This is a genomic window from Magnetospirillum sp. LM-5 (assembly GCF_902729445.1).
Taxonomy (GTDB): domain Bacteria; phylum Pseudomonadota; class Alphaproteobacteria; order Rhodospirillales; family Magnetospirillaceae; genus Magnetospirillum.
On the sequence record NZ_CACVCE010000007.1, the window covers coordinates 18,428 to 39,754 of the forward strand.

The 21,327-nt window shown below is 65.8% G+C and carries 22 protein-coding genes and 1 tRNA gene; 8 read left to right on the top strand and 15 right to left on the bottom strand.

The genetic code is table 11. The features are described from left to right. Nucleotides 1-37 precede the first annotated feature (37 nt). The 5 genes from MTBLM5_RS04605 to MTBLM5_RS04625 are packed head-to-tail and all read left to right on the top strand — an operon-like array spanning nt 38 to nt 4,223. Complete coding sequence (locus MTBLM5_RS04605) at nt 38-556, top strand: iron transporter (protein ID WP_371813999.1); 519 nt, start codon at nt 38-40, stop codon at nt 554-556. Further along, nucleotides 556-984, top strand: coding sequence for a hypothetical protein (locus tag MTBLM5_RS04610; RefSeq protein WP_173974621.1), 429 nt, complete (start codon nt 556-558; stop codon nt 982-984). The genes MTBLM5_RS04605 and MTBLM5_RS04610 overlap by 1 nt, the downstream gene beginning before the upstream one ends. Continuing rightward, the gene (locus MTBLM5_RS04615) at nt 981-2,153 is read left to right on the top strand and encodes an FTR1 family protein (protein ID WP_173974622.1); all 1,173 of its coding nucleotides are present in this window, start codon (nt 981-983) and stop codon (nt 2,151-2,153) included. Before MTBLM5_RS04610 ends, MTBLM5_RS04615 begins: the two co-directional genes overlap by 4 nt. Next, nucleotides 2,150-3,460 (top strand): 4Fe-4S binding protein, encoded by a 1,311-nt coding sequence (locus MTBLM5_RS04620; protein WP_173974623.1) that lies wholly within the window; start codon nt 2,150-2,152, stop codon nt 3,458-3,460. The genes MTBLM5_RS04615 and MTBLM5_RS04620 overlap by 4 nt, the downstream gene beginning before the upstream one ends. A 58-nt stretch (nt 3,461-3,518) precedes the next feature. Further along, nucleotides 3,519-4,223, top strand: a complete 705-nt coding sequence (locus MTBLM5_RS04625; RefSeq protein WP_173974624.1) for an HAD-IA family hydrolase — start codon at nt 3,519-3,521, stop codon at nt 4,221-4,223. Here MTBLM5_RS04625 and MTBLM5_RS04630 read toward each other — a convergent pair. The 6 genes from MTBLM5_RS04630 to MTBLM5_RS04655 form a co-directional block, all read right to left on the bottom strand. After that, nucleotides 4,183-6,303: a CHASE domain-containing protein gene (locus MTBLM5_RS04630; RefSeq protein ID WP_173974625.1), complete on the bottom strand. Its 2,121-nt coding sequence runs from the start codon at nt 6,301-6,303 to the stop codon at nt 4,183-4,185. The two genes, MTBLM5_RS04625 and MTBLM5_RS04630, sit on opposite strands and share 41 nt — an antisense overlap. Nucleotides 6,304-6,445: 142 nt before the next feature. Beyond that, nucleotides 6,446-6,943, bottom strand: coding sequence for a hemerythrin domain-containing protein (locus MTBLM5_RS04635; RefSeq protein WP_173974626.1), 498 nt, complete (start codon nt 6,941-6,943; stop codon nt 6,446-6,448). Beyond that, on the bottom strand, nt 6,943-8,232 hold the full coding sequence (locus tag MTBLM5_RS04640) for a hypothetical protein (RefSeq protein WP_173974627.1): 1,290 nt from the start codon (nt 8,230-8,232) through the stop codon (nt 6,943-6,945). The genes MTBLM5_RS04635 and MTBLM5_RS04640 overlap by 1 nt, the downstream gene beginning before the upstream one ends. Beyond that, complete coding sequence (locus tag MTBLM5_RS04645) at nt 8,232-8,828, bottom strand: DUF2249 domain-containing protein (protein WP_254430910.1); 597 nt, start codon at nt 8,826-8,828, stop codon at nt 8,232-8,234. The genes MTBLM5_RS04640 and MTBLM5_RS04645 overlap by 1 nt, the downstream gene beginning before the upstream one ends. Nucleotides 8,829-8,875: 47 nt before the next feature. Then, nucleotides 8,876-9,577, bottom strand: coding sequence for a Crp/Fnr family transcriptional regulator (locus MTBLM5_RS04650; protein WP_173974628.1), 702 nt, complete (start codon nt 9,575-9,577; stop codon nt 8,876-8,878). A 6-nt stretch (nt 9,578-9,583) separates the two neighbouring features. Continuing rightward, nucleotides 9,584-10,294 (bottom strand): Crp/Fnr family transcriptional regulator, encoded by a 711-nt coding sequence (locus MTBLM5_RS04655; RefSeq protein ID WP_173974629.1) that lies wholly within the window; start codon nt 10,292-10,294, stop codon nt 9,584-9,586. Nucleotides 10,295-10,430: 136 nt separating this feature from the next. On the opposite strand from MTBLM5_RS04655, the gene murI reads away from it, so the two are divergent. Next, on the top strand, nt 10,431-11,267 hold the full coding sequence (murI, locus tag MTBLM5_RS04660; RefSeq protein WP_173974630.1) for a glutamate racemase: 837 nt from the start codon (nt 10,431-10,433) through the stop codon (nt 11,265-11,267). 122 nt (nt 11,268-11,389) lie between these two features. Here murI and MTBLM5_RS04665 read toward each other — a convergent pair whose 3' ends face one another. The 9 genes from MTBLM5_RS04665 to MTBLM5_RS04705 all read right to left on the bottom strand — a co-directional run bounded on the left by MTBLM5_RS04665 (nt 11,390) and on the right by MTBLM5_RS04705 (nt 19,758). After that, a complete protein-coding gene (locus MTBLM5_RS04665) occupies nt 11,390-11,587 on the bottom strand; it encodes a CCE_0567 family metalloprotein (RefSeq protein WP_173974631.1) in 198 nt (65 codons plus the stop codon). A gap of 459 nt (nt 11,588-12,046) precedes the next feature. Continuing rightward, nucleotides 12,047-12,123: transfer RNA gene (locus MTBLM5_RS04670), tRNA-Pro, on the bottom strand. 113 nt (nt 12,124-12,236) lie between these two features. Beyond that, entirely contained in the window at nt 12,237-12,521 is a 285-nt protein-coding gene (locus MTBLM5_RS04675) for an acylphosphatase (protein WP_068499076.1), read from the bottom strand. Nucleotides 12,522-12,573: 52 nt separating this feature from the next. Next, a complete protein-coding gene (rodA, locus tag MTBLM5_RS04680) occupies nt 12,574-13,737 on the bottom strand; it encodes a rod shape-determining protein RodA (RefSeq protein WP_173974632.1) in 1,164 nt (387 codons plus the stop codon). Next, nucleotides 13,734-15,596 (bottom strand): penicillin-binding protein 2, encoded by a 1,863-nt coding sequence (gene mrdA / locus MTBLM5_RS04685; protein WP_173974633.1) that lies wholly within the window; start codon nt 15,594-15,596, stop codon nt 13,734-13,736. Before mrdA ends, rodA begins: the two co-directional genes overlap by 4 nt. Nucleotides 15,597-15,604: 8 nt before the next feature. Further along, on the bottom strand, nt 15,605-16,120 hold the full coding sequence (gene mreD / locus MTBLM5_RS04690) for a rod shape-determining protein MreD (protein WP_173974634.1): 516 nt from the start codon (nt 16,118-16,120) through the stop codon (nt 15,605-15,607). A gap of 22 nt (nt 16,121-16,142) precedes the next feature. After that, a complete protein-coding gene (mreC, locus tag MTBLM5_RS04695; RefSeq protein ID WP_173974635.1) occupies nt 16,143-17,030 on the bottom strand; it encodes a rod shape-determining protein MreC in 888 nt (295 codons plus the stop codon). 90 nt (nt 17,031-17,120) lie between these two features. Beyond that, nucleotides 17,121-18,161: a rod shape-determining protein gene (locus tag MTBLM5_RS04700; protein WP_068499063.1), complete on the bottom strand. Its 1,041-nt coding sequence runs from the start codon at nt 18,159-18,161 to the stop codon at nt 17,121-17,123. Nucleotides 18,162-18,213: 52 nt separating this feature from the next. Beyond that, the gene (locus MTBLM5_RS04705) at nt 18,214-19,758 is read right to left on the bottom strand and encodes a 2-isopropylmalate synthase (RefSeq protein WP_173974636.1); all 1,545 of its coding nucleotides are present in this window, start codon (nt 19,756-19,758) and stop codon (nt 18,214-18,216) included. Between the two features lie 154 nt (nt 19,759-19,912). On the opposite strand from MTBLM5_RS04705, the gene MTBLM5_RS04710 reads away from it, so the two are divergent. Beyond that, nucleotides 19,913-20,512, top strand: coding sequence for a tetratricopeptide repeat protein (locus MTBLM5_RS04710; RefSeq protein WP_173974637.1), 600 nt, complete (start codon nt 19,913-19,915; stop codon nt 20,510-20,512). Nucleotides 20,513-20,616: 104 nt separating this feature from the next. Further along, on the top strand, nt 20,617-21,306 hold the full coding sequence (locus tag MTBLM5_RS04715) for a methyltransferase domain-containing protein (RefSeq protein WP_254430911.1): 690 nt from the start codon (nt 20,617-20,619) through the stop codon (nt 21,304-21,306). Nucleotides 21,307-21,327: the final 21 nt, after the last annotated feature.

Here is a 21,327-nt window from a genome sequence, read left to right on the forward strand (position 1 = left end):
TACCGAAATGGGGATATTCATGAAGACGATGACCGCCCTGGCCGTTCCCGCCGTCCTTGCCTGCGCCCTGGCGCTTTCCGTTCCGGCCCTGGCCGGCGAGCAGCCGATCGGCGATCCGGTCGAGAAGAACGGCATGTCGATCGCCGGCGTCTATCTGCAGGCGGTGACCATGGAACCGGCGCATGCCCACCACGCCCAGACCGACATCCATCTGGAAGCAGACATCAAGGCCATCAAGGGCAACAATAACGGCTTCGGCGAGGGCGAGTGGGTGCCCTATCTCGAGGTCGAATACGAACTGACCAAGAAGGGCGGCGCCTTCAAGAAGACCGGCAAGCTGGTGCCGATGGTGGCTTCCGACGGCCCCCATTACGGCGATAACGTCAAGATGGACGGGGCCGGCAAGTACCACGTCGTCTATCGCATCGCGCCGGGCGCCCACGGCTTCCTGCGCCACACCGACAAGGAAACCGGCGTCGGCAAGTGGTGGCAGCCCTTCACCGTCGAGTGGGATTTCGCCTATGCCGGCTCGACCGGCAAGAAGGGCGGTTACTGATGGGCCGGGCGGCGGTGGCCGCTTGGGGCCTGGCCTTGTTGATGGCGATAGTGGTGGCCGTTCCCTCTCTTGCGGCCGAGACCAACCACTGGCGCAAGATCGCCACCGACATCGACCAGGCATTGGCGCGGGCCGAAGCAATGACCCAGGCCGGAAAGCCCGAGGACGCCAAGCAAGCGGTCACCGCCGCCTATTTCGACCTGTTCGAGAATTCCAAGATGGAAGCCGCCATCCGCAAGGAAATCGGCGCCAAGGCCGCCATCTTGCGCGAGAAGGGATTCGCCGATCTGCGCAAGGCCATCACCCGTGCCGCGCCGGAGCCCGAACGCGCCGCCATCATCTTGGCCTTGCGCTCGGGCCTGATGGACGACGCGGCCCGGCTGGACGCCCAGGGCGTGCCGCCCGACGTCTTCGCGGTGAACCAATGATCCGCCGCCTGATCATTCTGGCCGTGCTGGTGCTGACCGCCTTCCCGGTCCGCGCCGCCGAGACCGATCTGGCCGCCGCCGCCCGCACCCTGGCCGCCCGCGGCGACCAATTGATCGCAGCCTATGACCCGGCCCAGGGCCGCGCCACCGGCGATGCCTTCTCGGACCTTTATTTCGACGTGTTCGAGGAATCCGGGCTGGAGCAGGCCATCGGGGTGTGCTCGGCCAGCGACAAGACCGCGCTGGAGGCCCTGTTCGGCGAGATCATCGGCCTGGCCGGCCAAGGCCGCCCGCCGGCCGAGTTGCAGGCCAAGTGGAACACTCTGAAAGCCTTGCTGGAGACCGCCACCCTGGCGGCACTGGAACCGCCGACCGGGCCGTTCCAGGCCTTCTTGCAATCGCTGCTGATCTTACTGCGCGAAGGCATCGAGGCGATGCTGGTGGTCACCGCCCTGGTCGCCTGGCTGCGCCGGTCGGGCCAGGACGACAAGATGGGCGTGATTTGGCAGGGCGTCGGCCTGGCCGTCTTGTTCAGCCTGGTCGCCGCCTGGCTGTTCGACCGGGTCATCCACCTGTCGGGCGCGGGACAGGAGGTGCTGGAAGGGGTGATCTTGCTGGTTGCCGCCATGGTGCTGTTCCATGTCAGCTTCTGGCTGCTGTCCAAACGCGAGGCCGCTGCCTGGCAGGCCTATGTCCAAGGCCAGGTCGTCGGTGCCGCGCAAAGTGGGCGGTTGTGGACCCTGGGCCTGGCCGCCTTCCTGGCGGTGTTCCGCGAAGGCGCCGAGACCGTGCTGTTCTATCAAGCCCTGGCCCTGTCATCGCCCGGCCAGGGGCCAGCCCTGGTCGGCGGCTTCGTCGTCGCCGCCATCGCCCTGGCGGTCCTTTACCTCGCCATGCGCCATCTGTCGCTTCGCCTGCCGCTGGGGCTGTTCTTCACCGCCACCGCCGGCTTGCTGTTCGTGCTGGCGGTATCGTTCGCCGGCAAGGGCGTGCTGGAATTGCAGGAAGGTCGCTGGCTGCCGATCACCCCGCTGGACGGCTGGCCCAAACTGGAATGGCTGGGCCTGTTCCCCACCGCCGAGGGACTGGCCGCCCAGGCGCTGCTGCTGACGCCGATGCTGGCCGCCCTGGTCTGGCACGCCGCCCGGCGCAAGAGACGACCGGCATGAAGGGGCTGGAAGCCTTCCTGGTCGCCCATCGCCACCGCCTGGTCTGGCTGCACGCCGCCATGGCGGTGGTGTTCGTCGCGATCATCCTGGTTCCGGTCTTCCTGCCCGATCCGCCGGGCGATTCCACGCCGCTGACCCACTGGACCAGCTTCGCCAACTTCGCCCTGTGGGGCCTGTGGTTCCCGCTGGTGTTCCTGTCGGTGATCTTTACCGGCCGCTCGTGGTGCGGCCTGTTGTGCCCGATGGGGGCGGCGGCCGAATGGGCCAACGCCAAAGGGCCGAAATGGGCCATCCCGGCCTGGCTGCGCTGGGAAGGCACGCCAGTCGCAAGCTTCCTGGTCGTCACCATCCTGGGCCAGACCGTCGGCGTGCGCGACCATGCGGAAGCGGCGCTGGAAGTGTTCGGCGGCACCCTTCTGGCCGCCATCCTTTTGGGCTTCCTGTATGGCCGCAAGAAGCGGGCCTGGTGCCGTCACGCCTGCCCGATCGGCCTGCTGTTGGGCGTGTTCTCGCGCCTGGGCGCGGTGCAGTTCGCCCCCAAGAACCCGGTGCCGGGCGGCGATGCCTGGACCGAAAAGGGCGTCTGCCCGACCATGATCGACCTGCCGCGCAAGCAAGAAAGCCGCCATTGCATCCAATGCCTGCGCTGCGTCAACCCCCAGGCCAGGGGCGCGCTGGAAATCCGTCTGCGCCGCCCCGGCACCGAGATCGAACGGATCGCCCACCACCATCCCAACATCGCCGAGGTGTGGTTCTTGTTCCTGGGAACCGGAGTGGCGCTGGGCGGTTTCCTGTGGCTGGTGCTGCCGATCTATCAGGAATGGCGCCAGGCGCTGGCGGAATGGGCCATCGAGGCCGAGCTGTACTGGCTGGTCTCTCCCGGTCCGGCCTGGCTGATGAGCGTGCACCCCGAGCGGCGCGAAGTGTTCCTGTGGCTGGATTTCCTGATGATCTCGGGCTTCATGCTGGGCGTGATGGCGGCGATGACCGCCGTGCTGGCGACGCTCACCGCCGCCATCGCCCGGCTGTCGGGCCGACCCTTCGCCCAGGTCGGCTATCTGTTCGCCCCGGTGGCCATGGTGTCGTTGGTGGTCGGGTTGGGCGGCACGCTGTTCCAGCCGCTGGGGCCATGGGCCGGAACCGCAAAGGGCATGTTGTTCCTGGCCGGCATCGTCTGGAGCCTGTGGCTGGGCTGGCGGGTGATGGCGCCCTGCCCGCCGTTGCGGCGCCTGGTGGCGCTGATTCCCGCGGCCGCCGGGGTGGTGGCCGTCGCTTGGGGCTGGGCGCCGGCACTCTTCGGGGGGTGAGCCGTCCCACCCGGCAGGGGCGTGGCGGCAGGGCACCGGCCTGTCATAGACTTGGCCCATGCTGAACGCCCTGATATTCGACGTCGACGGCACCCTGGCCGAAACCGAGGAAGCCCACCGCAAGGCCTTCAACCAGACCTTCGCCGAGTTCGGGCTGGACTGGCACTGGGACCCGCTTTTGTACGGGCGCCTGCTGAAGGTGTCGGGCGGCAAGGAGCGCATGCGCTCGTATGCCGGAGCCAATGTTGACGACACGCTGATCGACGCCCTGCACCGTCGCAAGACCGAGATCTACACGACCTTCGTCGCCACCGGTGCGGTGCCGCTGCGGCCGGGAATTGAACGGCTGATCACCCAGGCTTTGGAGTGTGGCCTGACGCTGGCGGTGGCCACCACCACCACCCGGGCCAACCTGCTGGCCCTGCTGGACGGCGCCACCGGCGGGGCCGGCCATGACTGGTTCAAGGTGTTGGCCTGCGCCGACGACGCGCCGATCAAGAAGCCCGACCCGGCGGTCTATCGCTTCGTGCTGGAACGGCTGGAATTGCCCGCTGTTCGCTGCCTGGCGATCGAGGACACCAGGAACGGCGTGCTGTCGGCCCGGGGCGCCGGTTTGGATGTGGTGGTGACCCGCAGCACCTATGCCCATGACGAGGACGTCACCGGCGCACTGGCGGTCTATGAGGACCTGTCCTTCGTGGGATTGCCCGACCTGATGCGGCTCAAGTCTCGGATGGGTTGGGCGGAACCGCCTGCAGCGTGAAAGTGAAGGTCGCCCCCTCGCCCGCCACCGACTGCACCCAGATCTGGCCGCCATGGCGCTCGACGATGCGCTTGCACATCGCCAGCCCGATGCCGGTGCCGTCATATTCCGCCCGGGTGTGCAGCCGCTGGAAGATGCGGAAGATGCGGTCGAAATATTGCGGCTCGATGCCGATGCCGTTGTCGGCAACCGATAGCCGCCAGTATCCGTCGTCGGCCTCGGCGGTCACGGCGATCCGCACCGGGCGGACCGGCGAGCGGTACTTGATGGCGTTGGCAATCAGGTTCTGAAACACGCTGACCAATTGCTCGCGGTCGCCACGGACCACCGGCAATCGATCAAGGTCGACCGATATCGCCGCCCCGCTTTCGCGGATCGCCACCGTCAGGTTGCGCAGCACGTCGCTCATCACCTGGGCCAAATTTGTCGCCGCCAACGGATTGCCGTGACGCTGAATGCGCGAGAATCCCAGCAGGTCCAGCACCAGCCGATCCAGCCGCACGGCCCCCTCGCGGGCGAAATCCAGGAACTCGCGGCCATCGGCGTCCAAGAGGTCGCCATAGCGCCGCTCCAGCAGCGTCAGATACGAGCTGACCATGCGTAACGGCTCGCGCAGATCGTGACTGGCGACATAGGCGAATTGTTCGAGGTCGTTGTTCGACACCTCGACCTCGCTGATATAGCGGGCGATCTTTTCCTCGGCCGCCTTCTGGTCGGTGATGTCGGAATGAAAGCCGACCACCCGCGCCGGCTCCGAGGCCGCGCGAGCGACATTGAAGGCGTGGGCCGCCAGCCATCGCACCTCGCCATCGGCCCGGACGATGCGAAATTCCGTGCCGTAATCGTCTTCGCCGCCATGTTCGGCCACTACCGCCCGAACGGACTCGACATCCTCGGGATGCAGCCAGGACAGCCATCGATCGGGATTTTCCAGCAATTCCTGGCGCGAACGGCCCCAGATGCGCTCGAAGGACGGGCTGATATAGTCGAAATGGCGGTATTGCGGGTCGGCGACGAAGAAGACCTGGTCGATGTTCTCGGCCAATTCGCGGAACCGCGCCTCGCTGGCCCGAAGCGAGCGCGTCATATCCACCGCCAGCGCCTGGGCGCGCGCCCGAGTGGTGGCCAGCGACCACACGATCAGCGTCAACAGCAGGCTGACCAGAAGTCCGCCGACCAGGGTCTGGCGGGGCAGCGCTCCCTCGGCGGCCTGGGCGAATCCCGGCAGCATGGCGTAGATCACCGTCCAGGTCCGCCCGCCGATCTGCACGGCGCGCTGGGCCTGATGGCTGGCGAACGAGACCTCGATGTCGGGATGGCTGTCAAAATAAAGCCCGTCGGCGGTGGCCTCGGCCCCGTCATAGACCCGCACCTCGACATCGTTCAGATCGGCCGGCAGGATGGTGCGCATCAACACGCCGACCCGGCAGCCGGCGGTGGCGAAGCCCAGCAGCCGGGCGCGGCGTTCCTCGATCGTGTCGGGAATCGCGGCACCTTGATAGATCGCCTGATACATCAGGAAAGCCGGCGTCGGCTTGTCGTCGATGACCAAATTCAGCTTGCCGGTGATCTGAATGGCGCCGCTGTCCCTGGCCGCTTCCAAGGTGGCGCGGCGCACCGGGTGGACCCAACTGTCGGACCCGATCACCGGCAGATTCGAGGGCGTGCGCGGCTCGACGCTGGTGACGATGGTGTAATAGGGCCGCTCGCCGGGCGGCTTGACCTGGAAACCGGGCTCGAAGGTCGCGACCTCGCGCTCGAGCGCGGTCCGCTGCTCGCCCGGGACCGAGCGGATATAGACCGTGCCGGTCAGGCCGGGATAGATGCTTTCGACCTGCAGGGTCTGGTTGACCCGCGCCCAGTCGGCGCGGCTGGGATGGCCCGACGCCGACACCATCGCCTGGATCCCGCGCAACACCTGGGGATAGGCGACCATGCGCTGTTCCAGCACGGTCTGCAACTCGGCGACACGGGCGTCGAAGCGACTGGCGACCAGGCGATCGACCTCGTCCTTCGAGGCGCGCCAGGCGAACAGGCTGACCGCCACTCCAACCAACAGGGCGACAGCCGCAAGGGCCAAAGGCCGCAAGGACGACGGAAGCGCTTGATCTTCGCTGGGTGACGGGCCGGCCAATCCTGGAGTTCCCCTTCGCGGTCGCCGCCCATCCTACCCGAAAGTCAAGGTCGGGACCACATCAATGGAAATCAGGACCGCGTTCATGTCAGCCGACCACTTGCCGGTAGGTATCAGCCAGGCGAGCATCGACCTCGGGTTCGACCAGGGCGGAAATCGCCGCCAGCAGCCCCATCTCTTCCTTTTGGATGTGGAAAATCTCGCGCTCGACCAGTTCGCCCCCGGCATCGCGGAAGTTGCGCCAGGTCTCGTCGGTGAAGCCCTGCTCCTGCGCGGCCACGGCGATGTCGGCGACCTGCAGGGCCAGCGGCAGGATCGAGCGGTGCTCGTGGGTCAGCATCATGACGATGCCGGTCTCGCCCTGTTCGACGAACACCGGGAACAGGTGGTTTTCCTCGAAACCGAAATGCTTCTCGACCTCGGCCTTCAAGGTACGCGCCAGCCGCTTCAAATGGAAACGCAGATCGTCATCGACCACCGGCGTCTTGCGATGCTTGCCCAACAATTCTTCAAGGCCCTGCAGGGTCTCGATGGTGGACATGTGATCCTGGTGCAGAAGCGCACCGATCTGGGTCTGGTTCAACATCAGGGGGTTCCTTTGTTCTTTGCGTTTTCATAAGCCAGGTAGCGACGCATCATCACCCAGGTAAACGACGCGAACGACACCGCCCCCACCAGGCCCAGAACGGCCCCGGCGGTCAGGACGGGCGGCGATTTGACAATCAGACCCACGGCCAACAGCAAGACCGCCCCGCCGTGGCAAAACACATGGACCGTCAGCGCCGGCTCCCATACCAGATGGGACAACAGAACCGGTTTTCCACCATTGGCCCCCGAATGCATCGAGGCCAGGAACGGCATGATCCGCTGCAAGATGCCGGTGACGAAGGACAGCAGCCATCCGAACACCAGCAAAAGCCCCCATAACGGGGCGGTGACGTCGGGGGCCAGGCCAAAGGCCAGGGCAATGGCGGCCAGCAGCCCGAGCGGCAACAGGACCCAGGCGGCCTTGACCAGTCGGAAGAAGGTTTCCAGGCGCTTGCGCATCCGCCCCTTCAGCACCGCGGCCTGGGCCTTCAGATAGACGAACACGGCGCCCAGGCCGACCACGGCGCCAAGGGCCGAAATCGGCCCCCATCCGGCCAGCGCGCCGCCGACACCCAGCACCAGGGCCACGGCCGACAGCAACGCGGTCCGCTTGCCGACCACGTCGGGGACCCCTTGCGACAACACGAACATCGGAATCAGCACATAGCTGAAGCCCATGGCCAGCATGCCCATGAAACCATAGCCCGCGACCATGGCGTGGGCGGCGGCGAAGGCGGCGCGATCGGGCAGGAAGCCCTGGTCGATATCGACCACCAGAACCAGCCCCAGACCGGCCAGCACCGCCAGCGACGCCACCGCCAGCCAGGCATGGCGGGTGACGCCCGGCAGGTCCGAAACCTGCATCAGATTGCGACCGATCAGGATGCCGAACAAGGCCAGCCCCGCCACCGTCAGGGTGGCACCGCCATGCAGCGCCCAGGCCAGCCCGGTCGCCAGGCCCAGCGACAGGACCAGGACCCCCGGGGTGAACAACACCCAGGTCAGGCGGCAGGCCCACACCGGACCCAACTGGCGCCGGGTCGCCACCGGCAGCATCTGAAAGGCGGCCCCCATGCCGGCCATGGCCAGCACACCCAGGGTGATCAGGTGCAGTCCGGCCAGCGGCAGGCCAAGCCCGCCCGTGAAGCCGGCCAGATCGCCGGCCCCGGCGGCCAGGACGGCCCATCCGACCACATGCAGCAATGTGGCGGTGGCGAAGAAGCGAAAGGGCACCGACGGCGGCAACAGCCGGTCCTTCGCACCCATCATGAAGGCGCCGGCAAACATCAGGCCGCTTTCTCCAACCAAAGCCGAACGTCGGCGAAATCCTCGGTGGAGCGGACCACCCGCCAGCCGCGCTCGGCCAATTCCGGAATCAGGAATTGCGGCAGACGCTCGTGGTGGACCACCAGCGCCGCCAATTCGGGGTGACCGTCGATCAGGCGCAGAATGGCCAGCATCGGCAGGGGTGGCGTCAACTTGCGCACATCGACATGCAGGCCGTCTTCCTCGGACCAGGTCAAGGCCCCTTCCGGCAGCATCTCGATTTCGGCGTCGCGCTCCCAATCCTGGCCGCCATCCATGTGGAAGAACACCCGCCAATGGGCCGAAGTCAGCCTGCGGCCATAGGACGAGAAGCCACGCGCGGCCAGCACGCGACGCAAGGGGGACGGATTGAACGGAGCGTCGATCACCAGGAAGCCGCCGAATTCGACCCGCTCGGCGGCGTCGAGGATCAGGCCCAAGGGGTCCTCGCCATCGGCCAGCGAGGGGCGGACATCGAGGATGGGGGCGTCAAGGGCCTGGGCCAGCCACCCCGGCGGCCCTCCCGCCTCTCGTCCGCTACTCTCCATCAATTCGGCCATGCGCGTGCCTTCATCCAAGCTCTCCTGACCCTGCGGGAGCGCCGGTTTCCAATCCTTGACGTTCGTTAAGGGAGATCGTTGGCCCCTTCGCGGACCAAGCGGCGCAACGCGTCGAGATCGGTCAACACCACCTCGCGGCCATGGCTTTCGACGCCCACCGATTTCAGCCGCGCCAAGGCGCGCGACAGGGATTCCGGGGCGATTCCGATGCGGCTGGCCAGCACCGCCTTGGTGATCGGCAGCCGCACCTGGGCCGAGCCTTCCTGGTCCTTGGCCAGGGCCAGCAGGAACGAAGCCAGGCGCTGGCCGGGCGACTTGCTTTTCAGTTCGGTGATTTCCTGGATCATCCGCAGCTGCCAGCGCGACAGACCGGACAGCAGATGCAAGCCCAGCTTGGGATTTTCGGCCAGCCGCTTCAAGAACGGCGCCGCCGGCACATGGGCCAGCCGCGAGCCCGCCACCACCTCGCAATTCAACGGGAACTTGCCCGACGAGAACATCGCCGCCTCGGCGAAGGTGGCGATACCGTCGAACACCTCGATGATCGACTGGTCGCCGGTCTCGGTCAGGGCGAAGATGTTGACGCGGCCCGCCAGCACCACGAAAAACCGATCGGCCGGGTCGCCCTGGCTGAACAGCAATTCGGTCTCGGGATAGGTGACCACGCTGGCCGAGCCGACCAGCATCTCCAATTCGCCCGCCCCCAGGGCGGCGAACAACGGCGCCTTGGCGCACAAAGCCAGATCGGCAGCGGAAAGACCGGCCATTCTTCCTTACCCCAAATCGTCTTCGGCGCAGAACTCGCGCAGGCGATCGACATCGGCGATCACCACCACGTTGTCGGCCTTGGAATTGACGCCCACCTTGGCCAGCTTCGAAAGCGCCCGGGACAGGCTTTCCGGCTTCATGCCCAGTTCGTCGGCCACCAGCTTCTTGTCATAGGGGAAGCGGACCGTGGCAGCCCCCTCGTCCGCCGTCACCATCGACAGCAGAAAACTGCCCAATCGTTGGGCGGTGGTCTTCAGCTTCAGTTCGGCGATCTGGCGGACCAGCATGCGCAGCCGGAACGACATGGTCGACAGCATGTGGGTGATGATGTCGATCCTGGGCTCCAGCTTGGCCCGGAACGACGCCGCCGGAATGGCCAGCAAGGTCGCCTGCGACAGCACCCGGGCGGTCATCAGGAAGCGACCTTCCCCGAACAGGGCGGCGTCGCCGATGACGGTGCCCTTGCGGGCCACCTCGATGACGCTGCGCCGGCCGTCCACCTCGGTCGACAATTCGACATGGCCGTCCAGGATGACATAGACGTCGATCACCGCGTCGCCTTCACCATAAAGGTGATGTTCATGACCGAACGTCACCACCCGCGCGCCCTCGGTCAGGCTGCGGATGTCGGCCTCTTTCAGGCCCGAGAACATCGGCGTGAACTGCAGTTGGAACAGAACGTCCTTGCCGAACGTCTGGGACTCACCGTCCGTCATCGGTCCCTCGTCTTCTCCCTGAGCCAGACGGTAGACGAGTTGCGGGCTTGCGCCAACCCCATTCACGTGAGCCCTTGCATTGAGGCCGCTTTTGCCGATGATGCCGGCCAAAGGCAGACTGGCGACAGGAAGGATCATGAGCCCGCACCGCGATTTGCCGATCGGCGTTTTCGATTCCGGGGTCGGCGGCCTGACCGTGCTGAAGGCGCTGCGCGAGCGGTTGCCGGCGGAAAGCCTGGTCTATCTGGGCGACACCGCGCGCCTGCCCTATGGCACCAAAAGTGCCGCCGCCGTCAGCCATTACGCCCTGCAGGCGGCCCAGGCTTTGGTGTCGATGGGCATCAAGGCGCTGGTGGTGGCCGACAACACCTCGTCGGCCCACGCGCTCGAGGCGCTGCGCGCCAGATATCCCGGGCTGCCGGTGATGGGCGTGGTCGAACCGGGTGCCGCCGCCGCCGGTGTCGCCAGCGCCGCTGGGCGCATCGTGGTGATCGCCACCGAAAGCACGGTGCAGGCCGGCACCTATCCGCGCGCCATCCACAACACCCGGCCGGGGGCACGGGTGACCTCGAAGGCCTGTCCGCTGTTCGTTTCGATGGTCGAGGAAGGCATGACCGACGGACCGATCGCCGAACAGATGGCCCGGCATTACCTGGACCCGCTGTTCGCCGAAGCCGGCGACGGCGAAGCCGGCGACTGCCTGCTGTTGGGCTGCACCCACTTTCCCGCCCTGGTGCCGCTGCTGCGCCGGGTAGTCGGCCCCAACGTCGCCATCATCGATTCGGCCACCACCACGGCGCGCGCGGTCGAGGACCTGCTGGACAATCGCGGCCTGGCCACCACCCGCACGCCCGAGCAGGCGCGCGTGCGCTATCTCGCCACCGACGCCCCCGAGCGCTTCGCCCGGGTCGCCGGCATCTTCGTGCCATGGGCCATCGCCGCCGCCACCGTCGAGATGGTCGAACTGGGTTAAGGTTTAGCCGGCGGGCGCCCTGCCCACGAAGTTTGCACCGCGAAATTCGTGGGTGAGCACGCCGCCCATTTATTGAATCGTGTCGTGATTTCGATGTCCGCATGGTGATGCGAACTTCGAAATCACGGCACCAGGGACTTCAGGGTCTTACGGGCCTCGTCCAGGCGGGCGTGCAGGTCGAAGCACTTCTTCGCCACCTCGGGGATCGCCTGCCAGTTGGTTGGCAATTCCTCGGACAGATCGTGCAGATCCATCTTGGCCTGAACGGCCTGGGTCGACAGCTTCTTGATTTCGGCCTTCAAGGTCTCGATGTCGCTCATGGTTCCCCCATGCGGAGCTTCGGCGGAAGCGCGGACATCATAGCCAGCCGCACAGCCTTTAGGCAAATGCGCGATCTGCCTGGAAACCATGCAAAAAAGGCGGGAGGGGTGGCCGCCGTTCGCCAGTGGGGGGGGGAGGGGTGCGAACGGCGGCCGGTATCGGCGGAGCGTCGTCGGGGGGGGATGATGACGAACCGCCAAGGATGACCCGATTTCCGATCCGGCGCGCATGGGGTGTGGGGAATGAGCGCCAGACCTTTTCAACGATCCGATCCTAGCGCATCCTCCACCCTGTGCATATTGACCGGACGGGTACTTTTCCCCGTTCGAATGAAGCACCCCGCCCTTCGCCCAATACTTTTGGAGTAGGCACTTCTGCGACCGGCTCCGCATGGCCAGGCCAGAAACGAAAATCCCAACCAACCCGAAGGGTTGATTGGGATTTTGGGTATCCAAGAATGGTCGGAGTGAGAGGATTCGAACCTCCGGCCCCTGCCTCCCGAAGACAGTGCTCTACCAGGCTGAGCTACACTCCGTCCGCCTTGGAGGCGTCCTTATAGCGCCAACCGTTCGCCCCTGCAAAGGGAATTTACGCCCCCCGTGAAACAAGATTTTTCTGGCATCCGGTGGCTGCCGGGCCGCTGCAATCTCAGGCCGTCGGCCGTTGATGGAAGCCATGGCCGGGATGTTCCGACCACGGCTCGGCCAGCACGCGCGAAACCGATGCCGAGGGCGGGCCAGCCCGGCAGGCCTGGATCATGCGATCGACGCGATCGGCCGGGCCGTGGAAGATCGCCTCGACACGGCCGTCCGACAGATTGCGCACCCAACCGTCCAGTCCATGGGCGTTGGCTTCCTGGACCGTCCAGCCGCGATACCACACGCCCTGCACCCGGCCTTCGACCACCACCCGGACCGTCTTGGTCTCCTCCATTCGTCCTTCTCCGAAAATCCGCGCGTGCGCACAGTATAGCCTGTCCCGGCCCCTAATCGTCCAGAGCGCCGCGCCGTCCGATCGGGGTGTCTCGATGGATATAGGCGCTCATCACCAGGCCCCAGCCGAACAGCAGGGACAGCATGGCGGTGCCGCCATAGCTGATCAGCGGCAGCGGCACGCCGACCACCGGAACCAGCCCCATCACCATGGCGGTGTTGATGAAGACGTACAGGAAGAAGGTGGTGGTGATGCCCAGCGCCACCAGACGCCCGAACTGGCTGCGGCAGCGAAGCGCGATGGCATAGCCGTAGGCGATCAGCAGCCCATAAAGGAACAACAGGACCAAGCCGCCGATCAGCCCCCATTCCTCGGCGAACATGGTGAAGATGAAGTCGGTCTGCTTTTCCGGCAGGAAGTTGAGCTTGCTTTGGGTGCCGCTCATATAGCCCTTGCCGAACACGCCTCCCGAGCCCAGCGCGATCTTCGACTGGGTGATGTGGTAGCCGGCGCCCAGCGGGTCCTGTTCGGGGTTCATGAAGATGATCACCCGCTTCTTCTGGTACTCGCGCAGGAACTGCCAGGCGACCGGGATGCTGCCCAGGCCGCCGGCCAGGACCAGCCCGAACTTCCACATCCTGACCCCGGCCATGAAGAAGATGGCGCCCGAACTCATCAACAGCATCATCGCCGTTCCCAGGTCGGGCTGCTTCAGCACCAGGGCGATCGGCGCGAATACCAAGAGCAGCGGAATGATCAGGAAGGTCGGCCGGCCGATATCTTGCATCGCCGCGCCGTGAAAATAGCGGGCCAGCGTCAGGATCAAGGCGATCTTCGTCAGTTCCGACGGCTGCAGCTGGATGAAGCCCAGGTCGATCCAGCGCTGCGCCCCCATGCCGATGGTGCCCTTGATCTCGACCGCCACCAGCAAGACCAGCGACACCGCATAGAAGACATAGGCGTGGCGGATCCACACCCGGATGTCGATCACCGCCACGCCCACCATCAGGCCGATGCCCATGGCGAAGCGGATCATCTGCTTGACCGCCCACGGCTCCAGCGAGCCGCCCGCCGCCGAGTAAAGGGTCAGGAAGCCCACCGAGGAAATGGTGGTCAACAACGAGATCAGGGTCCAGTTGATGTGCCACAGCTTCTCGCGCCACGACAATTCGGCGCGGTTGAGCTGCAACGACAATCTTGGTGCCGGCCGCATCATCCGGCACCGCCTTGCGTCGGGGCCGCGGCACGCGCCCGTTCACGCTTTTGCACTTCGATCATGATGTCGCGCGCGATCGGCGCGGCCACCGCCGAACCGCCGCCGCCATGTTCGACCACCACGGCGATGGCATAACGCGGCTTCTCTTCCGGGGCGTAGGCGACGAACAGGGCGTGGTCGCGCTCCTTCCACGGCAATTCCTCGTTCTTCTTCACGCCCTGCTCACGTTCGCGCAAGGTGATGCGGCGGACCTGGGCCGTTCCGGTCTTGCCCGACAGCCACATGCCGTCCTGCTCGATGCGGGCGCGGAACGCGGTGCCGCCCGGTTCGTTGGACACGGCGAACATGCCCTTCCTGACCAGGGCCAGATTCTTCTGCGACACGCCGCAACTGGGCCAGGCCGGCTCGGGCCGGGCCGAGGCGCTTTTCTCGACGATCAGGTCGCGGGCGACATGGGGAACCACCTGGAAACCGCCATTGGCCAGCCGCGCGGTCATCACCGCCAATTGCAGCGGGGTGGTCAGGCAATAACCCTGGCCGATGCCGTTGATCAAGGTCTCGCCGGGGTGCCACGGCTGCTTCAGCGACTTGCGCTTCCAGGCGCGGTTGGGCACCAGGCCCGGCCGCTCGTTGGGCAGATCGACGCCGGTGGGCGTGCCCAGGCCGAAGCGATTGGCCACCTCGGCGATCTTGTCGATGCCGACGCGGCGGGCGATTTCATAGAAATAGACGTCGCACGAGCCCTTGATGGCATTGTGCAGATCGACCGAGCCGTGGCCGCCCTTCTTCCAGCAATGGAACTTGATCGGCCCCAGTTCCATGTGGCCCTTGCACAAGACGGTCTGGTCTGGGGTAATGACGCCGGCCTCCAGCGCCGCCAGGGCGACCACCAGCTTGAAGGTCGAGCCGGGCGCGAAGGTGCCGGAAATCGCCTTGTTCTGCAGAGGCGAGCGCGGATTGGTCGACAATTCCTTCCACTCGTCGTGGGTCAGGCCGCGATTGAAGGCGTTGGGGTCGAAGGACGGCGTCGAGGCCATCACCAGCAGGTCGCCGGTATGGATGTCCATCACCACCACCGAGGCGGATTCCTCGCCCAGGCGCTGGGCGGCGTATTCCTGCAGGCGGATGTCCAGGGTCAGGGCCAGGTCGACGCCGGGCTCGCCTTCCTTGCGCTCAAGCTCGTTGATGACGCGGCCGACGGCGTTGACCTCGACCGAGCTGGCTCCGGCCTGCCCGCGCATGGCCAGGTCGTAGATGCGCTCGACCCCGGCCTTGCCGATCCTGAAGCCGGGCAGTTCCTCGAGCGGGTCGCCGGTCATGTCGGCCTCGGACACCGCGGCGACATAGCCCAGGATGTGGGCGCCCAGGCTTTCCAGCGGATAGAACCGGCTTTGGCCGACTTCGATCAACACGCCGGGCAGATCGGGGGCGTTGACCTCGATTCGGGCGACTTCCTCCCACGACAGGTTCTCGCGCACGGTGATCGGCACGAAGGAACGGCGCCGCTTGGCTTCCTTGTGGATGCGGGCGCGGTCGTGGTCGGTCAGCGTGATGATCTGCGACAGGGCGTCCAGGGTATAGTCCAGCGACGGCGCCTGCTCGGCGATGACGCGGACCTGATAATTGTGCTGGTTGACCGCCATGGCCACGCCGTTGCGGTCAAGGATCAGCCCGCGCGGCGGCGCCAGCAGACGCATCGAGATGCGGTTGTCGCGCGCCGCCATCTCGTATTTGTCGGCCTCGATCACCTGCAGGTAATACATCCGCGCCACGAGGGCGCCGAACAACGCGGTCTTGCCGCCCGCCAGCATGGCGGCACGGCGGGTGAACATCTTCGAGCGATCGCTGTCGTGATACATCGCGCCGCTCAGGCCTCTTTCAGGAAGGCCATCTGGGTCCGGGCCAGCACCCGGGTCAGCAGCGGGAACAGGCCAAGCGTCAGGAAATACTGGAAGAAGGCCGGACCGGGATCGATCAACCGCCCGCTCAGGATCGAGGTCATCAGCCAAGACAGCGCCGACGCCCCGCCGGCCAGCAGGCTGAACGCCCACCACGCCACCATGAAGGACTTGCCCAGGAAGAACTTGCGCTGCGACGCCGACACGCCTTGCACCAGCACCATCACCAGGGCGTTCACCCCGAACGGCGTGCCGGCGATGATGTCATGCAGCAGGCCGATCAGGAAGGCGGCCCAGGCCGGCAACAAATCGGGCCGATAGATCGCCCAGTAATAGACCCCTATCATCGGCAGCATCGGGGTGATGCCGGCCAGCCCGGGGATATGGGTGGGGATGGCGGTCAGGAACAACAGGAACAGCGTGACGCCGGTCGGCACGATGTGCCGGACCCAGCCGTCCATCTGAACCCACAGCGATGGCTTCACGTGAAGGCTCCGCGCGAGGCCATTAATTGTCGCCTCCGCGACGGCGCTTTTCCGGCATCGGCGGGCGCTCGAACGGCAAGACGCCGCCCAGGCCGTAATCGACGATGGCGACGAATTCCAACTCGTGCCGGCGCACGAAGGGCTGCACGCGGGCGATGCCGTCATGGGTCGAGGCGACCACTCCGATCGGCAGACCCGGCGGGAAGGCGGCGCCCGATGCCGAGGTCACCACCCGGTCGCCCACCGATACCGAGGCGGAACCGGCGATATAGCTGAGCTTCGGCCGGTCCTTGTTGTCGCCGGCCAGGATGGCGCGGGTGCGAGACGCCTCGACGACCACCGGAATCTTGGCATTGAGGTCGGTCAGCAGCAGCAGGCGGCTGGAGCGTTCGCCGACCTCGGCGATGTGGCCGACCAGCACCTCGCCCGACAGGACCGCCTGGCCCTTGCGCACGCCGTCGCGGGCGCCCGCGCCCAGCAGCATCGAATGGCCATAGGCCGAACCCAGATCGCCGATGACCCGCGCGGTGATGAAGGCCGGATCGGGGCCGGGCACCACGTTCAGCTGTTCATGCAGGACGGAATTGTCGGCATCCAGGCGGCGCGCCACCATCTGCCAATGCAAAAGCCGCTGGTTTTCCAGCTTCAGACGGGCGTTCTCGGCCCGCAACGAGGCCAGTTCGCGCACGCTTTCGGTGAATTCGTTGATGGTGGCGGCAGGCCGGCTGATGGCGTCCAGAATCGGCGCCACCGCATCGGCCACCAGGCTGCGGGTACGCTCGACCAGCACGATGTCGGCCTTGCCCAGGATCATCAGGGCAACGGCGGCGACGATCAGCGACACGAACGCGAAGCGCTGGGCCAAAAGCCGCAAGGTCGCCAGGCGTCCGACCGCACCGGACTGCTTCACGCGGATCCCCTTTGAACGAGCACGTTCCGCCTCTCCCCATGGTGTGGCGGCTGAATCTGCGTCAACCTACACCATGTGGGGCACGAAAAACTAGTACATGCTGGTCAGAACGTTCTTCAGCTTGGGCATTTCCTCAAGCGCGCGGCCGGTACCCAGGGCGACACAGGACAGCGGATCGTCGGCGATCGACACCGGCAGGCCGGTGGCGTGGCGCAGAACGTAATCCAGGTTCGACAAAAGCGCGCCGCCGCCGGTCAGCACGATACCCTTGTCGACGATGTCGGCGGCCAGTTCCGGCGCGGTGTGTTCAAGTGCCACCTTGACCGCCTCGATGATGGCGCCGACCGGCTCGGCCAGGCTTTCGGCGATCTGGCGCTCGCTCACCAGCAATTCCTTGGGCACGCCGTTCATCAGGTCGCGGCCCTTGATTTCCATGGTCCGGCCCTCGCCGTCTTCCGGCGGGCAGGCCGAGCCGATTTCCTTCTTGATCCGCTCGGCCGAGCCTTCGCCGATCAGCAGGTTATGATTGCGGCGGATATAGGCGATGATCGCCTCGTCCATCTTGTCGCCGCCGACGCGCACCGAGCGCGAATAGACGATGCCGCCCAGGGACAGCACCGCGACCTCGGTGGTGCCGCCGCCGATATCGACGACCATCGAGCCGGTCGGCTCGGTCACCGGCAGGCCGGCACCGATGGCGGCGGCCATGGGTTCCTCGATCAGGAACACCCGCCGCGCTCCGGCGCTTTCGGCCGATTCCTGAATGGCGCGACGCTCGACCGCGGTCGAGCCCGACGGCACGCAGACGATCACCAGCGGGCTGGCGAACGAACGGCGGTTGTGCACCTTGCGGATGAAGTGCTTGATCATCTCTTCCGCGACTTCGAAATCGGCGATGACGCCGTCCCTGAGCGGGCGGATGGCCTGGATGTAGCCCGGCGTGCGGCCCAGCATCATCTTGGCTTCGTCACCGACGGCCAGGACCTTCTTCTTGCCCTTTTCCTCGGCGATGGCCACCACCGACGGCTCGTTCAGGACGATCCCGCGGCCCTTGACGTAGACCAGGGTGTTGGCGGTCCCCAGATCGATCGCCATGTCGGCGCTCATCCACCCCGTCAGCTTAGAAAACATGGCTTCTCACCTTCAATGTCCGTCACGTCGGTCAAGATGTGCGCGTCTTATATCAGCCCGCGCGCGCATCGGGAGCGGTTTTTTGCCGCTTGACGAAAAGTTTGTTGAGCGCATTCACGTAAGCCCTGGCCGACGCCACCATCGTATCGGTGTCGGCGCCCTGCCCGTTCACGGTCTTGCCGTCTTCTTCCAGCCGCACGGTCACCTCGGCCTGGGCGTCGGTTCCTTGCGTCACGGCATGGACTTGATAGAGCTGCAGTCGCGTCTCGTGCGGGACAAGGGCCTTGATGGCGTTGAAGATCGCATCCACCGGGCCGTCGCCCACCGCCTTGACGCTTCGGGTCTCGCCGTCGATCTCGAGCTCCAGCTCGGCCTTGGGCGGATTGTGGCGGGTGCCGCACAGCACCTCCAGCGACTTGAGGCGGATGCGGTCGTTATCACGATGGACCGCTTCATCGACCAAAGCAATGATATCCTCGTCGAACACGTCCTTTTTACGGTCGGCCAGTTCCTTGAAGCGGACGAAGGCGTCCTCGATGGCGTTGTCGCCCAGCTCGTAGCCCAGATCCTTCAGCTTCGACTTGAAGGCGGCGCGGCCGGAATGCTTGCCCATCACCAGGGTCGAACGGTTGAGACCGACCGATTCCGGGGTCATGATCTCGTAGGTCTGGGCGCACTTCAGCATGCCGTCCTGATGGATGCCCGATTCATGGGCGAAGGCGTTCTTGCCGACGATCGCCTTGTTGGGCTGGACCACGAAGCCGGTGATGCCCGAGACCAGGCGCGAGGCCCGGGTGATGTGCTCGGTCTTGATGCCGGTGGTGAAGGGCATGCGGTCGGGGCGCGTGCGAAGCGCCATGACGATCTCTTCCATGGCGGCATTGCCGGCCCGCTCGCCCAGCCCGTTGACGGTGCATTCGATCTGGCGGGCGCCGGCACCGACCGCCGCCAGCGAGTTGGCCACCGCCAGACCCAGGTCATTGTGGCAATGCACCGACAAGATGGCCTTGTCGATATTGGGCACCCGGTTCACCAGCATGGCGATCAGGGCGGCGTATTCGTCGGGCACCGCATAGCCGACGGTGTCGGGAATGTTGATGGTGCGGGCACCGGCATCGATGGCCGCCTCGACGCAGCGGCACAGGAAATCGTGCTCGGTGCGCGAGCCGTCCTCGGCCGACCATTCGACGTCTTCCACCAGCGACCGGGCGAAGGTCACCGATTCCTTGACCTTTTCCAGCACCGCCTCGGGCTCCATCTGCAGCTTGTGCTTCATGTGCAGCGGGCTGGTGGACAGGAAGGTGTGGATGCGGTGGCGGGGTGCGGCCTTGACCGCCTCGGCGCAGCGCGAGATATCGCCCTTGGTGGCGCGGGCCAGGCCGGCGATGGTGGCGTTCTTGACCGCCTTGGCCACGGCGTGGACCGCCTCGAAATCGCCGTTGGACGCGATCGGGAAGCCGGCCTCGATCACATCGACGCCCATTTCCTCGAGGACCAGGGCGATCTTGACCTTTTCCTCCAGATTCATCGAGGCGCCGGGGGATTGCTCGCCGTCGCGCAGCGTGGTGTCGAAGATGATGACGCGATTGTTGTCCATACGGTCCCGCAGGGTTGGCTGGGCTTTTGGCACGCTAGGAAGGCCGACTTGCCCTGTGTTGTCAACAGGTTCATGCCGAACCGGGCCAACAGGTTCGTGCCGAAAGCGATCAGCCATGCTATTCATGGATAAGCCTTTTCTGATGGAGCCCGACATGAGTGACGCCAGCCCCGACCAGACGATGATTCTGGACGCCCTTGAACAAGGTCTGGCGCTGCGCCGGGCCGGCGTTTCCGACGGCGCGCTGGAGGTGCTGAGCCTGATCGTCGATCATTTCCAGGATTCCGAGGACCCCGCCCATTTCGAGGCGGTCAGCCGGGCGATGATGGGCCGCGCCATGGCCCTGATCGACAGCGAGGCGGAAGACGAGGCGCTGGAGGCGCTGGACATTCTGCTGAGCCGCGTGCGCGGCCATGCCGGCATGGTGTTCCGCGAACTGCGCATCGTCGCCGCTTACGAAGCGGCGCAGCTGCTGGGCGCGCGCGACGAGCACGCCCAGGCCGCCGACGGCTTCGCCTTCGCCATCGACCAGGCCCAGGGCGACGAACCGGCGGCGATCTTGCACATCCTGGCCGCCGCCCACGTCAAACTGGCGGTGGCCCAATTGTACCAGGACCAGGTCGAGGCGACCTTCGCCACCCTGGACCGGCTGGCCGAACGCTGGCCCGACAGCGCCGACCCGGCCATCCGCCACTGGGTCGAGGAAGGCAGCAAGATGCGGGAAGCCCTGGGCGAGGCCCTGGCCGGGAAATAGATGAAACCATCCGGATAAGATAGCTAGCGGTAATCACCTATATCGCGAAAGACCAGACTCTTGTTACGGTCTTACTCAACTTCCTCTGGGATTTGGGGGGCGTCTTGGGCTGGCTTGATTTCTGGAACCAGGACAATTCCATCTATGTCAATCGCCGCCACCTCGAGGCGCATTACAGACACCTGCTGGCGCGGGTCAGGCCATTGCTGCCGCAGCACGACTTCACCTTGCTTGATTACGGCTGCGGCGACGCGCTGATGGCGGACGACATCGCCGCCCAAGGCGGATCGGTGCTTCTGTATGACGCCGCCCCCTTCCGCCGCGACGTTCTGAACCGGCGCCATGTCGGGTCCGACCGCATCACGGTGCTGGATGATTGCCAGCTGGACGAGTTGGCGCCCGGCAGTTGCGACGTCGTCTTGATGGTGTCGGTCCTGCAATATATTCCGCGCGCTGAACTGCCGGCCCTGCTCGGCCGGCTGGCCCCGCTGCTATCGCCCAGCGGCCGTCTGATCCTGGGCGACGTCATCTCGCCCGACGGCTCCGTCGTCAAGGACGTGTCGGCGATGCTGCGCTTCGCCGCCGCCAACGGCTTTCTGGTTGGCGCCCTGTTCGGGCTGGTCCGCACCACCTTTTCCCAATACGGCTTGCTGCGGCGCCGGTTCGGGCTGACCGCCTATGGCAAGGACGAATTGGTGACGCTGCTGCGCCAGTCGGGCTGGCAAGCCGAAGTGCTGCGCCACAATCTGGGTTTCGACGACAATCGCTGGTCGCTTGCGGCGCGGCCGGCATAAGGTTTTTTCGCCTTAGACCAT

What these genes read in the sequence shown, in the direction of transcription:
- MTBLM5_RS04675 (WP_068499076.1), bottom strand. Translation starts at nt 12,521, where the DNA reads ATGGAGGAGACCAAGACGGTCCGGGTGGTGGTCGAAGGCCGGGTGCAG.
- murI (WP_173974630.1), top strand. Translation starts at nt 10,431, where the DNA reads ATGAGCCCGCACCGCGATTTGCCGATCGGCGTTTTCGATTCCGGGGTC.
- MTBLM5_RS04640 (WP_173974627.1), bottom strand. Translation starts at nt 8,232, where the DNA reads ATGTTTGCCGGCGCCTTCATGATGGGTGCGAAGGACCGGCTGTTGCCG.
- MTBLM5_RS04625 (WP_173974624.1), top strand. Translation starts at nt 3,519, where the DNA reads ATGCTGAACGCCCTGATATTCGACGTCGACGGCACCCTGGCCGAAACC.
- mrdA (WP_173974633.1), bottom strand. Translation starts at nt 15,596, where the DNA reads ATGTATCACGACAGCGATCGCTCGAAGATGTTCACCCGCCGTGCCGCC.
- MTBLM5_RS04615 (WP_173974622.1), top strand. Translation starts at nt 981, where the DNA reads ATGATCCGCCGCCTGATCATTCTGGCCGTGCTGGTGCTGACCGCCTTC.
- MTBLM5_RS04650 (WP_173974628.1), bottom strand. Translation starts at nt 9,577, where the DNA reads ATGGCCGGTCTTTCCGCTGCCGATCTGGCTTTGTGCGCCAAGGCGCCG.
- MTBLM5_RS04620 (WP_173974623.1), top strand. Translation starts at nt 2,150, where the DNA reads ATGAAGGGGCTGGAAGCCTTCCTGGTCGCCCATCGCCACCGCCTGGTC.
- MTBLM5_RS04710 (WP_173974637.1), top strand. Translation starts at nt 19,913, where the DNA reads ATGAGTGACGCCAGCCCCGACCAGACGATGATTCTGGACGCCCTTGAA.
- rodA (WP_173974632.1), bottom strand. Translation starts at nt 13,737, where the DNA reads ATGATGCGGCCGGCACCAAGATTGTCGTTGCAGCTCAACCGCGCCGAA.
- MTBLM5_RS04655 (WP_173974629.1), bottom strand. Translation starts at nt 10,294, where the DNA reads ATGACGGACGGTGAGTCCCAGACGTTCGGCAAGGACGTTCTGTTCCAA.
- MTBLM5_RS04705 (WP_173974636.1), bottom strand. Translation starts at nt 19,758, where the DNA reads ATGGACAACAATCGCGTCATCATCTTCGACACCACGCTGCGCGACGGC.
- MTBLM5_RS04635 (WP_173974626.1), bottom strand. Translation starts at nt 6,943, where the DNA reads ATGTTGAACCAGACCCAGATCGGTGCGCTTCTGCACCAGGATCACATG.
- MTBLM5_RS04700 (WP_068499063.1), bottom strand. Translation starts at nt 18,161, where the DNA reads ATGTTTTCTAAGCTGACGGGGTGGATGAGCGCCGACATGGCGATCGAT.
- MTBLM5_RS04610 (WP_173974621.1), top strand. Translation starts at nt 556, where the DNA reads ATGGGCCGGGCGGCGGTGGCCGCTTGGGGCCTGGCCTTGTTGATGGCG.
- MTBLM5_RS04665 (WP_173974631.1), bottom strand. Translation starts at nt 11,587, where the DNA reads ATGAGCGACATCGAGACCTTGAAGGCCGAAATCAAGAAGCTGTCGACC.